The 16,288-nt window shown below is 43.1% G+C and carries 16 protein-coding genes; 10 read left to right on the top strand and 6 right to left on the bottom strand.

Annotated features, from left to right (window positions below; genetic code table 11):
* On the top strand, positions 1–241 hold a 241-nt coding region (locus BLS65_RS11310; RefSeq protein WP_170830091.1), incomplete at its 5' end, for an ATP-binding protein.
* Positions 242–695: 454 nt separating this feature from the next.
* Here BLS65_RS11310 and BLS65_RS11305 read toward each other — a convergent pair.
* The 4 genes from BLS65_RS11305 to BLS65_RS11290 are packed head-to-tail and all read right to left on the bottom strand — an operon-like array spanning position 696 to position 2,535.
* A complete protein-coding gene (locus tag BLS65_RS11305) occupies positions 696–1,010 on the bottom strand; it encodes an FtsB family cell division protein (RefSeq protein WP_092439027.1) in 315 nt (104 codons plus the stop codon).
* Between the two features lie 19 nt (positions 1,011–1,029).
* Positions 1,030–1,236 carry a sulfur carrier protein ThiS gene (gene thiS, locus BLS65_RS11300; protein ID WP_092439025.1) on the bottom strand — a complete coding sequence of 69 codons (207 nt, stop codon included), beginning with the start codon at positions 1,234–1,236 and terminating at the stop codon, positions 1,030–1,032.
* Positions 1,220–1,825 carry a sulfur carrier protein ThiS adenylyltransferase ThiF gene (gene thiF / locus BLS65_RS11295; RefSeq protein WP_092439023.1) on the bottom strand — a complete coding sequence of 202 codons (606 nt, stop codon included), beginning with the start codon at positions 1,823–1,825 and terminating at the stop codon, positions 1,220–1,222. The genes thiS and thiF overlap by 17 nt, the downstream gene beginning before the upstream one ends.
* A 5-nt stretch (positions 1,826–1,830) precedes the next feature.
* Positions 1,831–2,535 carry a Rossmann-like domain-containing protein gene (locus tag BLS65_RS11290; protein ID WP_092439021.1) on the bottom strand — a complete coding sequence of 235 codons (705 nt, stop codon included), beginning with the start codon at positions 2,533–2,535 and terminating at the stop codon, positions 1,831–1,833.
* A gap of 202 nt (positions 2,536–2,737) precedes the next feature.
* On the opposite strand from BLS65_RS11290, the gene BLS65_RS11285 reads away from it, so the two are divergent.
* Positions 2,738–4,894, top strand: coding sequence for an aldehyde ferredoxin oxidoreductase family protein (locus BLS65_RS11285; RefSeq protein WP_092439019.1), 2,157 nt, complete (start codon positions 2,738–2,740; stop codon positions 4,892–4,894).
* A gap of 141 nt (positions 4,895–5,035) precedes the next feature.
* Here the strand turns inward: BLS65_RS11285 and BLS65_RS11280 are convergent, their stop codons facing one another.
* Positions 5,036–6,046: a hypothetical protein gene (locus tag BLS65_RS11280; protein WP_092439017.1), complete on the bottom strand. Its 1,011-nt coding sequence runs from the start codon at positions 6,044–6,046 to the stop codon at positions 5,036–5,038.
* 469 nt (positions 6,047–6,515) lie between these two features.
* The gene (pruA, locus tag BLS65_RS11275) at positions 6,516–8,147 is read right to left on the bottom strand and encodes an L-glutamate gamma-semialdehyde dehydrogenase (protein ID WP_092439015.1); all 1,632 of its coding nucleotides are present in this window, start codon (positions 8,145–8,147) and stop codon (positions 6,516–6,518) included.
* 460 nt (positions 8,148–8,607) lie between these two features.
* Between pruA and BLS65_RS11270 the strand changes: the two genes are divergently transcribed.
* The 8 genes from BLS65_RS11270 (at position 8,608) to BLS65_RS11235 (ending at position 16,263) form a co-directional block, all read left to right on the top strand.
* Positions 8,608–9,015, top strand: a complete 408-nt coding sequence (locus tag BLS65_RS11270; protein WP_170830090.1) for a winged helix-turn-helix domain-containing protein — start codon at positions 8,608–8,610, stop codon at positions 9,013–9,015.
* Positions 9,012–9,965 carry a tungstate ABC transporter substrate-binding protein WtpA gene (gene wtpA, locus BLS65_RS11265; protein ID WP_092439011.1) on the top strand — a complete coding sequence of 318 codons (954 nt, stop codon included), beginning with the start codon at positions 9,012–9,014 and terminating at the stop codon, positions 9,963–9,965. The genes BLS65_RS11270 and wtpA overlap by 4 nt, the downstream gene beginning before the upstream one ends.
* A 3-nt stretch (positions 9,966–9,968) precedes the next feature.
* The gene (locus BLS65_RS11260) at positions 9,969–10,709 is read left to right on the top strand and encodes a hypothetical protein (RefSeq protein WP_092439009.1); all 741 of its coding nucleotides are present in this window, start codon (positions 9,969–9,971) and stop codon (positions 10,707–10,709) included.
* Positions 10,651–11,199 carry a hypothetical protein gene (locus tag BLS65_RS11255; protein ID WP_125869850.1) on the top strand — a complete coding sequence of 183 codons (549 nt, stop codon included), beginning with the start codon at positions 10,651–10,653 and terminating at the stop codon, positions 11,197–11,199. The genes BLS65_RS11260 and BLS65_RS11255 overlap by 59 nt, the downstream gene beginning before the upstream one ends.
* A gap of 51 nt (positions 11,200–11,250) precedes the next feature.
* Entirely contained in the window at positions 11,251–12,150 is a 900-nt protein-coding gene (locus tag BLS65_RS11250) for a hypothetical protein (RefSeq protein ID WP_125869849.1), read from the top strand.
* 3 nt (positions 12,151–12,153) lie between these two features.
* On the top strand, positions 12,154–14,241 hold the full coding sequence (locus BLS65_RS11245) for a TonB-dependent receptor (RefSeq protein WP_092439002.1): 2,088 nt from the start codon (positions 12,154–12,156) through the stop codon (positions 14,239–14,241).
* Positions 14,242–14,379: 138 nt separating this feature from the next.
* Entirely contained in the window at positions 14,380–15,153 is a 774-nt protein-coding gene (locus BLS65_RS11240) for an ABC transporter permease (RefSeq protein WP_092439000.1), read from the top strand.
* Positions 15,154–15,204: 51 nt separating this feature from the next.
* Positions 15,205–16,263 (top strand): ABC transporter ATP-binding protein, encoded by a 1,059-nt coding sequence (locus BLS65_RS11235; RefSeq protein ID WP_092438997.1) that lies wholly within the window; start codon positions 15,205–15,207, stop codon positions 16,261–16,263.
* Positions 16,264–16,288: the final 25 nt, after the last annotated feature.

Genomic DNA, 16,288 nt, shown 5'->3' with positions numbered 1-16,288 from the left:
GTTAACAGCCTTTGACGATCCTGCAAGAAATGCCCTAATGGATATCGTTGAACAGAAATATGACAAGACTTCTATTATCATTGCCGCACAGATACCAGTAAAAAACTGGCATGAAACAATTGGCGAAGGAACCATTGCCGATGCAATTCTAGACCGCATGGTTCACTCTTCACATCGCATTGAATTAACAGTAGAGTCAATGAGAAAAAACAAGATGAAAAAAACTCAAATTAATTCATAAATTTGGTCACGAAATCATCCTTTTTTTGTGGCACAATATCACCGAAACAAGTGGCACAATATCACCGAAATATCAACATTACGCAACAAATAGGCTTAAACCATTAGTAAATCATGGAAAATAGCATATATTAGGCATGCACTTAAACCACCCCTGCACAATAGGGCAAAATGCCATCCAGCATTTAAAGCATCCTTAAACACAAATCAACCAAACGGAACAAATCGTTCTGGACAAATTGGACATAAAAAAAGCGTGTATCCTTTTGTTTTCAATGGATACACGCTAATGATGCACAATTTGTTTTAGGCACATTTCATTCTGATGCCCATAGATGGTCGAAGGATAATTCTATTTGCGGAAGCGTAATTTGAAAAGAAGTGTGGGCAATCTGCCTTGATCGTTACGATAATTCTTTACTAATACGAACAACCTTCATAGTTGGCAATTATGGCTATTCCACAATAAATATATCTTCGTTCTTTTTCTTCATAAGGTATTGCTCTCGGGCAAATTTCTCAAGATTTTCTTTGTTGGTGCGAAGTTCCTTCATTTTCTCCCGGTCGGATGCAATTTTCTCTTGATAGTATAACTTCTCTTTTTCGTAACTCTTAATCTTATTGAGTTCACCCAAAAGATCTACAAGGTTGTTCTTGTCGAAGAATCCAAGCCAGAGCACAAAGACAATGCCTGTCAGAAAATATTTATTTCTGAGTGATTTAGGTGGTTTTATCTCTTTTATTCTTTGGGTAATCTTGGTCCAATTCATTGTGCAAAGGTAAAAAAAATTAGCCGCCGGTCATCAGGTGGATCACCTGAACATTGTCGCCGTGCGAAACAATAATAGAATCACCCTCTTCGCGCTTCACCACATTGCCATTGAGCTTAATGATAATCATCTTGTAGGTGAAGTTCTTATAACGAAGAAGTTCGCTAATAGTAATTGTAGTACGGTTCTCAATCACTTCAGAAATGTGATTAACAGTGATCTCCATTCTTTTCTCCTTTTAGCAAAATATCTAATGCTACGTTTGCTTGCATATTTGCAACAATACCAACTCTGGGCGCTAGAGGAGGATTGATATCCGAAACCTCTGTTGCTCCGTCGCCGCAAATATACAAATTGTCAAACTTTTCTACATGGAGTGAGTTGGATTCTCCAAAACCGGCCATTCCCGATCCTGCGATTATTGGAATGTTGGGAAGATTTATTAGGGCATATTCAATTAACATCATCTTTTGATCGGCCTGATCGAATGCCTCAATCAAGATATCACAGGTACTAAAGATGCTTTCAATATTCTGTAAGGTGATCTTCTCTGAAAAAATTTCTACAGAAATATTTGGGTCAATTCTTTTGATATTCTCCTTTAGGGCAATAACTTTTTTTTGGCCTATTTGGTCGTAAAAGTAGTACTGGCGGTTTAGGTTACTTTCAACAATTACATCGAAGTCGGCAATGATAATCTTTCCAACACCGGAACGGGCAAGGGCTACGGCACAGTTGCTTCCTAAACCACCGGCACCGGCAATGCCTACGCATTTAGTGTGTAACCTCTCTTTTATTTCGGTAAAGGATGGCATATTGCTTACTTTATGGGTGCAAGGTAGACCTTTTTCATAAATGGTAGAAACGTTTTTGTGTCGCCACCATTTTTAATGAGATCAAGAACGCTTTTTGGGTTTTGGTCGAATATTGATCCAAAGAGGTAGTCGGCATTTATGGCTATGGCAAGCTCCTCCGACAGCGGGGTGGAAGGGCCTAGCATCATAAACTTGCAATCGTTCCTTTTCCATTTGATTATTTGCGAGAGGGTATTGTTTGCCAGCGATGTGGATGTGGCAATAATGATATCGGCTTTTTTTATGGTTGCCTCATGCTGCTCAATGGGTAATACTTGGTCGGAATTACTCTTTAAGTCAAAAATAGAAATTGGTATTTCTGCTGATCGAAATTTGTGAATTAGCGACTCAAAGTAGCCTACCATAACAATCGATTTATAGGAATGAAATGGGATCTTGTTGAATATATCGATCTCCTCGGCATAGGCGTTTTGGTAATTTACGTGGGCGTTAATCCATGCATTTACTGCTACACGATGGTAATAGTTTGAAAAGTCAGGTTGGTTTAATTCCTCTATTGATACTGATGATGGACTTTCTAGGTTTGCACACACTCCTACGTTGCCCAATGTGTTAAGAACTGCATAATATTTCGCTCCACACACCAATTGATGCGGTGGGGGAATCGTACGCCGAGTGGTGTCGTATAGTTGATGAAGTATATCTTCCATTTCGGTTCAACCTTTAGTAAAAGAGTGGGTTGGGATTTTTTTTGAGTTCTAAAACACATTAACTTTGATGATTGGAGTCGCAATTATTTGCCAATTGATAATAATCATAGTATTGAATTGCCTTAAGGTCTATTTTTAAGTGGTTTATTTGAGCATAAACTATTGACGTGAAGATATTAAAAAAACCATAAACTCTCTACCTATGAATATTTCGGAATTGAAAGCTAAGCAGAAGTTGCTGAAAAGTTGGACATACGAATGGAAACCACTCTTTAGAGGGTATACAGATAAAACACTCTACATAAATGTCTCCACAAATGAGATAAAGGAGAAGATTGTTCCTGCCGCAATGAAGGAGAAGTTCATTGGGGGTAAAGGCTATGGATTGCGCCTGCTTTGGGATGCAACTACTCCGACAACTCGCTGGAATGATCCCGAAAATGAGATTATCATTGCCTCGGGTCCTGTTGGAGGAATTACGCAATACTCGGGTACCGGAAAATCTCTCGTGGTAACCATTTCGCCACAAACGGATTCCATTATGGATTCGAATGTTGGTGGTTTTTTTGGACCATTCCTAAAGTTCTCGGGGTTTGATGCTTTAGAACTTCAGGGGAAATCGGATAAGGATCTCATTATTTATATTGATGGCAAAAACCATAAGATCGAAATTTTTGAGGATCCGGGCTTTTCCGTGGATAGCCATATTTTGGGAGAGGAATTGACCGAATATTTTGCTGAGAACGAAAAGGATGCAAAGAATATTGGGATTATCTCGACTGGCGCTGCCGCTGAGCATTCCCTAATTGGCATGCTTAATTTCACTTTTTGGGATATTAAGCGTAAGAAGATTCGATTGAAACAAGCCGGCCGTGGCGGTATTGGCACTGTTTTTCGCGATAAACGAATAAAGGCCATTGTTGCCAAGGTTGAAGGCGTTACTGGAAATCTTAATAATGTTGCCGATCTGGAAGCAATTGCCGAAAGAGGTAGGCGATACAACAAGGAGATTAAGGAACTTGACGATCATCAATGCCAGATGCGCAAAAAAGGAACAGCGAATATTGTAAACGTTATGAGCGATTACGATTTGTTGCCCACGCATAACTTTAAGTATGGAAGCCATGATGACGCTATAAAGATTCATAGCGATATCTTGAGAGATAAATACTTTACCCTTGGGGTTCCCGATGGCTGCTGGATTGGTTGTGCTATGTCGTGCTCGAAAGGTGTGGATAACTTCGAGCTTAAAACCGGACCATATAAGGGAACAAAGGTCATTGTGGACGGTCCTGAGTACGAAACCGCAGCTGGTCTTGGTTCTAACCTAGGCATATTTGATTACGATGCGATTATTGAGGGTAACTTCTACTGCGATACCTACGGTGTATGTACCATCACCTGGGGAACTTCCGTTGCCTTTATCATGGAATGCTACGAAAATGGCATCCTAAACAAGGAGCGTACCGGCGGCCTAGAGTTGAAGTTTGGCAATAGTGCTGCAGCTCTCGAATTGCTACACCAAGTTGCACGAGGCGAAGGATTTGGAAAGATTGCAGGTCAAGGCGTTCATAAAATGAAGGAGCATTTTGTGAAGCACTTTGGTGCAGATGCTAAATTCCTGAATGATATTGGAATGGAAGGTAAGGGTTTGGAATACTCCCAATATGTTTCGAAGGAATCGCTTGCTCAACAGGGCGGTTATGCCATGACAAACAAGGGCCCGCAGCACGATGAGGCTTGGCTTATCTTCATGGATATGGTGAACAATCAACTTCCAACTTTCGAAGCGAAAGCCGAGGCGTTGCATTACTTTCCGATGTTTAGAACGTGGTTTGGGTTAATGGGGCTTTGTAAGTTACCTTGGAACGACGTAACTCCAAAGGGAAATAAGGAGACTTCGGAACCTCACAAGATTCCCGAACATGTCGATAATTATGTTACCATTTATAATGCGGTGACCGGTTCTAATATCGATAAGGATGAGATGATTCGTCAGTCGGAGAGGGTTTATAACTTCCAGCGAATTTTCAACATCCGTCGTGGTTATGGTTTGCGTAAGAATGATGCTCAACCTTACCGGGCTTGTGGGCCTGTTACCCAAGAAGAGTATTCAAGTCGTTCTGAACGTTATGATAAGCAACTAAAGGAGCAGGCTGGTATTGATCCTACTAAACTTAGCCTAGATGAGAAAATTGCCGCTATGCGTGTGTATAGGGAGGATCGATATGAGCAATTGCTTGATGCTGTATATGCTCGCAGAGGCTGGACGAAAAATGGGGTTCCTACCATTGCCCACTTAAAAGAAATTGGTATGGATCTTCCGGAGCTGATGGAGGTTATTAAACCACTCCAGTAGGCTTGCTTTAAAAATTAAGAAGGACGCTCCAAGTTGGAGCGTTCTTCTTTTTGTGCTCCTATCAATTTTGTAGAAAAGAGCTGCTTTGCCTTATCTTTAAATTTCCAACCAGCATTATCCTTCATCCTTTCACTATCTCTCTTACCATCCGGCATAAATTCGGAATAGTAAGCCGTGGTGCCAGTAAAATAGGGCAGGGTCAACACCTAGATCGCTGCTAGTGGACGCTGCTCCGTTGAAATCTGCTAGCATTGCACCGCCAAAGTCGTATCCAACTGCTCCTATAATTATTCCTTTACCAACACGATGAGAATATTTAATACCTAAGGAAAGGTTGTATTCGACGAGAGCAGAGACGAGGTTGGTGGCTGTGACTTTTCTTCCCGGGTTTACTGATTCGGCGCGCTTCACAGCACCGTTACTCACTTGACCCATACCGACTCCAAATTTATCTTGTGTGGCAACAAATGCTCCCAACCCTCCTTTGAATCCACTAGGATTCCGTGCCTCTGAAGAGATAAGGTCGAAGCCAAATAGAAATGAATATGCCTTTGCTGAATATAGTGAGTCAAATACAGCTACTCCATACTTTTGGTTTTCTTTTCCACCTGCAGTAATAAGCGTGTTTACTTGAACTGGCATCTTCAATGAAGTGTATCCCAAACCGAAGTAAAACATGTTATCCTTGCCATCTTTGCGTGGAAGATACAGGAGGTCGATGCTAATGTATCTATTATTAAATGGAATGGTTTGAGGTGCATCAGGTATTGGAGGTCCCGTCCATTGTGCTGTTCCGCTAATCTTTCCGGATTGGATTCGTAGCATTATCTTTTTTATACCAATGAAGCCTGCAAGTTTATACGCTTTCCCAATCAGGTTGTTTTCAACTTGGGCGTTCACTCCAAATTGAAGTGGAAATTTTCGTAAGGAAAAGGTGGCCTCGTAGGTGGTGAGCGCTTCTGTCGAGAATTTGTATTTGAGCCACTGTTCTTGTCCAATCAGGCTGTATACTCCCCACTTGTTTGCTGGAACATAAGCTACCCCAAAAATACGTTGCAGAGATTCGTCTTCTTGATTGCTTTTTGCCGTTTCCTGTGCCGTTGCACATATGGAAAAGAGCAGTAAAAGAAAGGTAATTGCTATGTGTTTCATTTCGCATGTGTTAGTAGCGAAATGTAAGAATTCCCTAAACAACGCCCCAACTTGTTGCTGTTTATTTTTATGAAGGGGGAAGTCAACTTTTTGTGGAAATTCTAAAAATCCGTCGTCTGGTTTGTAGGAGGGTAAAAGGGTTCGTAGGATTAATGTTTAATTTTGAGGCTAACCTAAATCAACACGCTATAAATCCTTACGAACCGCTTTCAGTGTGCAAATTTAGTTATTCTGTCAACACAAACAATCATTTTGTCAAAATAGTTGGATTCTTGTTTGTTATGTGTGGTTGTGTAGAGGCGATAGTTGGTGTTTTTTCTTCGGCATAAGTAGGAATCGAAGTTTATTTGGATTTGTGACTTTGCTCAACGTGGCCCATGTCAATAATATGTTGGCTTTGCCGTAGAAAAAGAAAGCACCCACAAAGTTGATTTCGTGGGTGCCTCAATAAGTGTTCTACTAAAGAGCGCTATGCCTCTAGTAAAAACGGATACTTAAATTCGGTGGCAGGAACAAGCGTTTCCTTTATAGTCCTTGGATTTACCCAGCGAAGTAGATTTAGGCTACTGCCTGCCTTGTCGTTGGTTCCCGAGCCTCTTGCTCCGCCAAATGGCTGTTGACCAACTACTGCACCCGTGGGTTTGTCGTTGATGTAGAAGTTTCCGGCAGCGTAGCGCAGCTTCTCATATGCTTTGATAATGGCCATGCGGTCGGTAGCAAATATGGCACCCGTTAGTGCGTATGGACTGGTGGCGTCTACCAAGTCGAGTGTCTCTTCAAATTTATCATCCTCGTAGACAAAGAGCGTGAGCACGGGACCAAAGATCTCTTCCTCCATGGTGATGAAGTGGGGATTGTTGGTCTTGATGACTGTTGGTTCAATAAAATAGCCCTTCGATTTATCGCCCTTGCCGCCAAAGACAATCTCTGCGTCTTTCGTGTCTTTTGCTTTGTCGATGTAGGACATGATATTGTCGAACGATGCCTCATCGATTACTGCGTTCACAAAATTCGAGAAGTCGCTAACGTCGCCCATCTTTATCTCTGCAAGCATTTTCCCTATGTTAGCTTTGACTGTTGGCCATAAGCTGGTTGGGATATATGCACGTGACGATGCGGAGCACTTTTGCCCTTGATACTCAAAAGAGCCTCGTACCATTCCTACTGCAACTTCATCGGCGTTTGCCGAAGGGTGTGCAACAATAAAATCTTTGCCTCCAGTTTCTCCTACAATTTTGGGATAGTTCTTGTATCGTGGTAGGTTCTCGCCGAGTTGGCGCCAGAAAAGGTTAAAGGTATTGGTGGAGCCTGTAAAGTGTATTCCGGCCAAATCGCGATGAGCAAATATCTCTTTTCCAATTACTGAACCTGGCCCTGGTAGGAAATTGATTACCCCGTCGGGCATGCCTGCTTCCTTGAAGATTTTCATTAAGTAATAGTTGGATAGAATGGAGGTGGTGGCTGGTTTCCAAACCGTGGAATTTCCCATAATTACCGGCGACATGTTCAGATTGGAGGCAATGGCCGTAAAATTGAAGGGCGATACGGTAAATACAAACCCTTCGAGAGGACGGTATTCCGTTTTATTAATGATTCCATCCACCGAAATAGGCTGATCCTTATATATTTCGTTGGCAAAGTATACATTGAAGCGAAGGAAATCGATGACCTCACAGGCTGAATCAATTTCGGCCTGATATGGGTTTTTGCTTTGACCCAGCATGGTGGCGGCGTTAAGCACAAATCGATATTTTTGGGCTATCAGGTCCGCAACCTTCAGGGTGATTTTTGCGCGATCTTCCCATGGCATATTCGACCAAATCTCTTTTGCCTTCAACGCTGCCTCAATGGCCATCTTTACCTCCTTCTCGGTGGTCATGTGATAGTTTGCTAAGATATGGCTATGGTCGTGCGGCATTACCACCTTGCCCAATTTTCCTGTTTTTATCTCTTTCCCCCCAATAATCAAGGGTATTTCGAGCTGAATTGATTTCTGCCTTTCTAACTCTTTCTTTAGGGCAATTCGCTCGGGTGAGCCAGGGGCATACATTAATATAGGCTCGTTCTTAGGAAGTTGAAAATTGAAAACGGAATTATTCATAATGATTTATTTTTAGTTTCAAGGTTGGTTTGCGATATGCAAAAGAAAACATAACGATGTAAAATTATTCTATTTTACTGCAATGAATAGCTACAAGCGTCATAAATAAAGATGAAAGATATCATGCAGATTTTTTTTTGTGGTAATCGTTGTTTCTGACGCTATAAACCTGTGAACTCATTTAATGTTTAATCGGACTCGTTCCTTTCCATAAGATATTGATGTGTTTTTGTGTCGGTAGAATTCTTTGTTCGGTTGGGCGGGGATCTTTTCTTTTGCTTTACATTGACTCATTCAAACTTCTTGTTTTTCTCCGTTATGAATTGGCAGTGCTACTGATTGGTATGTAGTCGCTGACACTTAAATGGACGTCAGTGCATATTGCATCAAGTTGACAAGACGAATTTCACGAGGAGTTTGTAGTTGACTCTTCTTTTTTTATCTTTGGATGTGCATTTTAATGCGTATCGAAATTATGGCAGGACCTCCCGGATCGAAGTATTACAACATTTTCCTCGACTACAAGATTAGCCTTACAGGTAAGGATAATTTTGAAGTGTTTGATGAGGAGCGTTTTATCTTGCTGCAGAACATCCAAGATCGTGGCTCCTTGGCTGGTGCAGCAGAGGCAATGGCCATTAGCTACAGGAAGGCTTGGGGGCTCATCCGCGAAGCGGAGGAGTCCGTTGGCTTTGTTTTGGTCGAGAAACAGCGTGGAGGCAAGGATGGGGGCCGATCGGAACTTACTGCCGAGGGGCAGAAACTTCTAGAGGCCTACTTGGAATTGCGCGTTGAGTTTGATGCCGCAATTCATAAAATTACGAAAAAGTTTTTTCATAGGTTAAATGATCAACCCTTATTAAGATGATAAAAAGAATTGGGTCAATAATGTTAGGTGCATTACTCCTTTGGGGGTGTGCCGGTAAGAAAGCAAATGAGGAGCAACATCTTACTATTTTCCATGCAGGTAGCCTTTCGATGCCTTTGAAGGCTATTGCCGATAGTTTTATGCGGGAGAATCCGGGTGTTGTTATCGATATGGAAGCCGCCGGTAGTATTGATTGTGTGCGAAAGGTTACAGAGTTGAACAAACCGTGCGACGTTCTTGCGTCAGCCGATTTCTCCATTATCGATTCTTTGATGATGCCGGCTTTTACTGCATGGAATATCCGTTTTGCTGGAAATGAGATGGCCATTGTCTTTCACGAAAAATCACGCCTGGCCGATAAGATAAATAGTGATAACTGGTTTGAAATATTGGCAAACAAGGAAGTAGCCTTAGGTAGGAGCAATCCTAGCTCAGATCCCTGTGGCTACCGAACCGTTATGATGCTCCAGTTGGCCGAGAAATTTTACGGAAAACCTAATTTGGCTGCGAATATGCTTGGCAAGGATAAGCGATATATTCGACCGAAAGAGACCGATTTACTTGCACTCCTTGAGAGTAATGCCATCGATTACATTTTTCTTTATCGTTCGGTAGCCATTCAGCATGGACTGAAGTTTATTGAGTTGCCGGATGCCATTAATTTGGGTAATCCAGAAATGGCCGTGCAGTATGCTGAGGCTAAGGTTACCATTGCTGGCAAGCAACCGGGTGATTCACTTCAAGTAGTTGGTTCGCCTATGGTGTATGGGATTACTATTCCTAAAAATGCCGAAAATCCAGCACTTGCCGAGAAGTTCGTTGAGTTCTTGTTATCGCCTGAGAAGGGTGGTAAAGTTTTAGCGAGCATGGGGCAACCATCGGTAGTGCCTTCGGCTGCAACTGGTTTCGATTTTATCCCTTCCGATTTACAACAGTTTGCAAAGAAATAATTTATGCGGTATCTGATTGGTATTGATGATACCGACAATTTATTTACTCGCGGCACGGGCTATCGCGGTCGGCAGCTGGGGCGAGAACTTACACAGGTTGGGTTTGCTAAGGTTTTTGGTATCTCTAGGCACCAGCTGTTTTTCGATCCTCGAGTTCCGTATACTTCCCATAATAGCTCTTTGTGTCTTGAGGTAGAAACTGAGCGTGAGGATTATTTAAGGCAATATTGCTCTGCATTTTTAGCAAGGGAATCGGCTCCTGGATCTGATGCGGGTTTGTGCATTGCCCGTGCCGATAACCTTCCTGATACTGTGGTGAATTGGGGATATAGAACCAAGCGCGAGTTGGTAACTCAGGCGGAAGCATGGCAGATTGCCCGTGCCGAGAATCTATTTCTTGCTGGATTTACCGGGAATTTCGATGGTGTTATTGGTTCGTTGGCAGCAGTAGGTCTTCGCAAGGCCGCGGATGATGGTCGATTTGTTTGGATGGAGGGAAAGGACTTTAGGCAACTGACTGGGAAATGTACTATTGAGGCTTTGCGCAGGCTTATTCCTGTGGATGGAGTTGTTGGTGAGGATCTCGTGTTACTCCCCGAACTTACCGAGATTGATTTAGAAGGATGGCTTCGTCCTGTTTTAAAGGGTGGAAAAAAATTAGTAGTAATCGAAAAATATCAAAACAATGGGGGCTTCAGCTATAAATGTGCAGGTAAAGAGCTTATCCGGAAAATCTCTGATTAGCCGAATTGCTCTTATTTTTTTTCTAGTTTTCCTTGGCGTAGGCATTGCCTTCTTGAGGGCCAAGATTCGCTTGCCTTTGCATCTACCCGGTAGGCATGGCATTGAGGTGATGTTCTTGCTCACCTTTCTGCGTATCGCGTTTCCATTGAAATGGTCGGGCTCGCTGATGGGTGCTGGGGCTGGACTCGCAACACTTATTCCCGGCATGGGCTTTGGCGATCCCTTCATGGCGCTTATGTTTTTTCTGCCTGGTGTTGGCCTCGACTTGTTTTTCTCGGGCGAGAAATACTTTGGTAAGAATATTTTTGTTGTTGCCTTGGCTGCTGGGTTTTGCTACCTCTCCATTCCTATGGCTCGCAGCGTAATAACGCTTTTCGGGGTTACCTATGGGTCATTCGTGGGGGGATTTCTCTATCCTTACTTTACTCATTTTATCTTTGGTGCTGTTGGAGGTTTTCTTGGCGCATCGTTTTCTAAAGTATTGAAATAAGTTTGTTAAGGCTCACAGGTGGGCGTTTTTTCCATGATTATATTCCCCGATATGAATAAGAATACCTTTCGTTTTGCGTATAAATTTTTATTGGTTGCATTGCCGTTTATTATTTCCTGTTCGTGCAAGAAAAACCAAACTGATCCTGTAAATCCTACGGTTGTAATTGCCAATCATAGTTCGGGCGATGATACCCAGTTGATTCCAGGTCAATCGTTGACGCTACTTATTGATTGTAAAGGAAACGGAGAGGATGCGCTTACCAATTTTTTTATTTCCAACAATGGTGTGCGGTTTGTTGATGAAGGTTTCTTTAAGGCTGAGTATTCCAAGCAGCTCGTTTTTACAAAGGATACGGCAGCTCAGAATGCACTTGTTTTCACCATCCGCGATAAAAATGGAAATTCGGCTACCGCTTCCTATAATGTTCTTAAGGCTGAAGGTAATGCCGGTGAACTGCTCGTTTCTCGCAATGTAGTGTTAGGGGCTCAGAAATCGACAGCCGGTGGTAGTTTTATGAATATAAAGAGCGGGGCTGTATTTGCCAAAGCAGAGGCAGCTACAATTCCTGCCAATATTCACCTTCTTTGCTACTATAGCACCGTCGATGCCGATGAAATGGTGATTGCCTCGCCAGGAGCAAATATTGATTATTCAGTATACGGCGATGGCGGGCCAACTGATTGGGCTGTGAAAAATACTACTCGTTTTACTCCAATCACCCTCTCCTTCGACCAGTTTAATGGATTGACGCAGGTTGAGGATTTAGTTTCACTCTACTCTGATATTAACGGGAAGCGCAAGGCTAAGAATCTTATTGTAGGCAATGCCTTTTCATTTAAGCAGGAGGAGTTAGGACTCTACGGCGTTTTTATAGTTACGGAAGTTGTTTCCGGTGAAACGGGTAGCGTGGTGGTAGATGTGATGGTTCAAAAGATGAAAAATAGGTAAGCGATGAGGAATCGATCTAGCAGCCTTCTCTTCTTTCTCTTTTTTCTTTTTTTTGTTCAAAATACAGATGCGCAGGAAAATAGTATTTCTGATACAACAGTGGGGTTCCGTGCGGCCATTAATCCGGTGACTATAGTTTCAACCCAAACAGCGCACCAAGCCGATAGCCTGCCGTTTACAACCACTACTATCAACAAGGTAGAGCAGCGTGCTTATTCGGTTCGAAGCAGTGATGAGGTGTTGAGACTTATTCCAGGTACCTATGTTGATCGAACTTGGGGCGTTTTTTCCAAGAATTCCGGCATTTCCATGCGTGGACTTGATGGGAATAATCGGGTGCTTATTTTGCTCGACGGAGCTCCGCTCAATAAGTCTTCCTACGGAATGGTAACCTGGAATATGGTTTCACCGGATCAAGTGGAGTCGGTTGATGTGGTTGTTGGTCCATCGAGCTCGGTTTATGGAAACAACGCTATGACTGGGGTTGTGAGCATAAATACCATAAAGCCCAAGAGGCCACTTGAGGGCTCAGTTAATCTTAGCGTTGGCGAATATGGAATTCTAGGGATTTCGGGTCGAATGGCAGGTAGGTCGAAAGTTCATGGGTTATATTGGGATATTGCCCCAAGCTATCAAGAGGGCGATGGCTATTTTATCGATTCAAAGGAGCTGCGAGATTCTACTTCGGCTAAAGTATATATTGTTGAAAAACGCGTAAATCTGCGAATGGGAGGCGACGTAAAACCGGGGATCACTATTCATGGGGCTTATACAATTTATGAGGATAAGCGCGGTGCGGGGAAAAAGGTTTACTTGAACGATGGGAGTTACGACAGTTACTTCGATCAATCCGCCCAAGTCTCAATTAATGCAAAACACGAAAAAGGAACACTGACAAGCCGAGTTTACCTACAATCTGAATCCTACGACAAACAGAGCGAAAGCATAAATAAAGCTGGGGATACCTACAAACTCTCCTACACACATCAGGTTAGCCATGATGCTGGTTTATGGGTGGCCTCCACTTTCAATAAATCATGGTATGGACAGGTAACTACTGGCCTAGAACTGCGATATGGACGAATCGATGCACATGATATTTACCGAACTTCCACCGACGATATTGTGCGTAGCGGAAATATGGTAACTGTGGGCGCATTTCTCCAGGATGAGATTCTCTTCGCCAGCCATACACTGCTTACCGGAGGTATAAGGGTTGATGCCGCGGAATTTTATAACGGTAAGCTAACGGTAATAGACCCTACTAAGGCAACTGGTTTTTCATCGAATAGCAATCAATCATTCTCTTCAACTCAATGGTATGCTATAAGCCCCCGGGTTGGGGTTAAACAGTTTATTTCCGATAAGATTAGCCTTCATGCGGCCCTTTCCTCTGGGTTTATGCCAGCCAAACTCGATGATCTCTGCAGTTCAAGGAAGATTACCAAGGGCTTTAAAATAGCTAATCCTAACCTAAAGCCTGAAACGCTCAATTCGGCTGAGGTTGGAATAACCATGAATCCGAATAAGGATTTATCCATCAACGTTACCGGCTACTATTCCTACGGTGTGAACTTTCAATACTTTGTTGCCACTGGCGATTCTGTAGATACGGGTGGCACCGATCGGAAACCAATACTCATGCGCGACAATGTGGGTGAAGTTGAGATTAAAGGGGTTGAACTTTCCATTCAATGGCAGCTCTTGAATCATTTGTTGGTGAGGGCAAGCGGTTCGTCGTCTTCCTCAAAAATAATGAAGTTTAGTTCTGCAATAGCAGCAGCTAATCTTAAAGGAATGGCGATCACGGAAGTTCCCGATTACTTGGCTAGTGCTGGAGTGGTTTATATTCGAAAAAATAGTTCTGTTGGCTTAACCTTTAGCCACGTTGGACGGCAATGGATTGATGATGTAAACACGCAACGGTTGTCCGATTATCAGACCTTCGATTTGCATTTGGAGCATACGATGAAAGGAGGGATTCATGTATGGGTAGATATTCAGAATATTTTCGATCAATTGTATGTCGATAAAAAAGGGATGAATTGCCCAGGCCGCTTTTTTATGGGTGGGTTACGCTATGAATTCTAGGCCTATTCAACTATTCAATGGTTAGGCATTCTGGATAATTAACTTACTTAGCGGCTTGATTATTCCTAGTGCGTAAAATTGGTCGCTCTTAGGTATTCTATTAAAAATGTTGTTATTAGTGTAAAATATTGTTGCTTCATGAAGTTCTCCTGGTTTTGGCTTTTCATTAGGGTTTTAGGTAGTTTGGTGTTGTTGTTTGTCATAGCCCCATTGGTGGGGATGGCTCTGCATACTTCCTTCCCCTCTTTGATGGCTGCAGGACAGGATGCCGAGGTCACCTCTAGTATCTGGCTCACAATATGGGTCTCAATGATGGCGACTCTCTTTTTTGCATTACTAGGTGTTCCGTTGGCTTTTGTGCTGGCTCGTAAGGAATTTCCTTTAAAGAGTCTAGTTCAAGGCATTGTTGACTTACCTGTGGTGATCCCTCACTCTGCAGCAGGTATAGCTCTGCTTGGCTTCATCTCCAGAGACTCCTCGCTTGGACGAGTTGCCTCTTTGGCCGGCCTCGACTTGGTTGGCCATCCTATCGGCATTGCCATAGCTATGGCATTTGTCTCTATCCCCTTTCTGGTTAATGCTGCCCGCGATGGATTTGCAATGGTTCCGGAACGTTACGAAAAGGCGGCATTAACGTTGGGTGCCTCTCCTGTGCGGGTTTTCTTTACTATTTCTATACCTCTGGCTTGGCGATCAGTTGTTTCCGGTATGGTTATGATGTTTGCTCGAGGTATGAGCGAGTTCGGTGCTGTAATTATTGTGGCCTATCACCCCATGGTAGCTCCGGTTTTGGTTTATGAGCGTTTTTCGACCTTTGGCCTAGCTTATTCTCGACCAGCTGCCCTGCTCTTTATTTTGGTGAGCCTTGCTGTTTTTGTTTTGATACGGCTACTTCTGCGTAAGAAGCAATAACCGAAATGCGTTCATCGGTATTTTGTCATTTTTTTAACTTTTAACATTACCATGCTAACGGTAAAGAATCTTTCGGCAGAGTTAGGCGAGTTTAAACTCGAGGGGGTTTCATTCGAAGTTCCTAAAGGCGACTATTTGGTGCTGTTGGGACCTTCCGGTGCTGGAAAGTCAGTTGTTCTGGAGGCAATCGTTGGGCTAGTCCCAATAACGAAAGGGACTATTATTCTCAACGGGCGAAATATTGAAAGGGAGTCCGTTCAGCATAGGGGCGTAGGGTTGGTTTTTCAAGATTTTGCGGTGTTTCCGCATTTAACTGTTCGTGCCAATATTGGCTATCCGCTTAAAGCAGCAGGTTTTAGTAAGGTTGAGGCAGAGGAGGCCATTAACGCTGTGGCTACAAAGTTAGCCATTGTTCATCTTCTCCATCGCAAGCCAGATACGCTCTCGGGAGGCGAGTTGCAGCGCGTGGCTATAGCAAGGACTCTCGTGTTGAAGCCTTTAATCCTTTTGCTCGATGAGCCACTCTCTTCGCTCGATGCCCAGCTGCGATCGGAGATCCGTGCCCTCTTGCGGCAGCTCAATAGGGAAGGGCAAACTATTGTTCATGTAACCCACGACTATGAGGAGGCCATATCGCTTGCAAAGAATGTGGCCATTATACATAAAGGGGTAATTGTGCAAACGGGCAACCCGAAGCAGGTTTTCCAGAATCCGAAGTCTCCGTTTATAGCGGAGTTAACTGGCGTTAGAAATTTCTTTGATGTAAAGGTTCGCTCGGTGACAGGTAGTGACTTGAGGCATGGCGTTACCCCCAAAGGACTCGATATTAAGTTCTACGGAGGAGCAAATGGTGCTTCGGGTTATATACTTATCGACGATAAAAGTATTTTTCTCTCGGTACAGCAAACCGATACTAGCGCTCTGAATAGCATTATGGGCGAGGTTGTAGAGGTTATTCCCAGTAGGATTGGCTGCGAAGTGGTTGTGGATGCAATTGAAAAAATATTCGTTGCTGTTACTTCCGAATCCTTGGATCATCTTGGGATTGTTCCCGGAAAAAGTGTCTGGTTAGCCTTTAAGGCTTCAAGCGTAAGATTTATTGAAGGGTAAATTAGATCCTAAACTGGACGTCAAA

Origin of the sequence: Williamwhitmania taraxaci, assembly GCF_900096565.1 — a bacterium.
GTDB lineage: Bacteria > Bacteroidota > Bacteroidia > Bacteroidales > Williamwhitmaniaceae > Williamwhitmania > Williamwhitmania taraxaci.
Note: the sequence above shows the minus strand (reverse complement) of the source record. Positions and strands in the feature narration are given on the sequence as shown.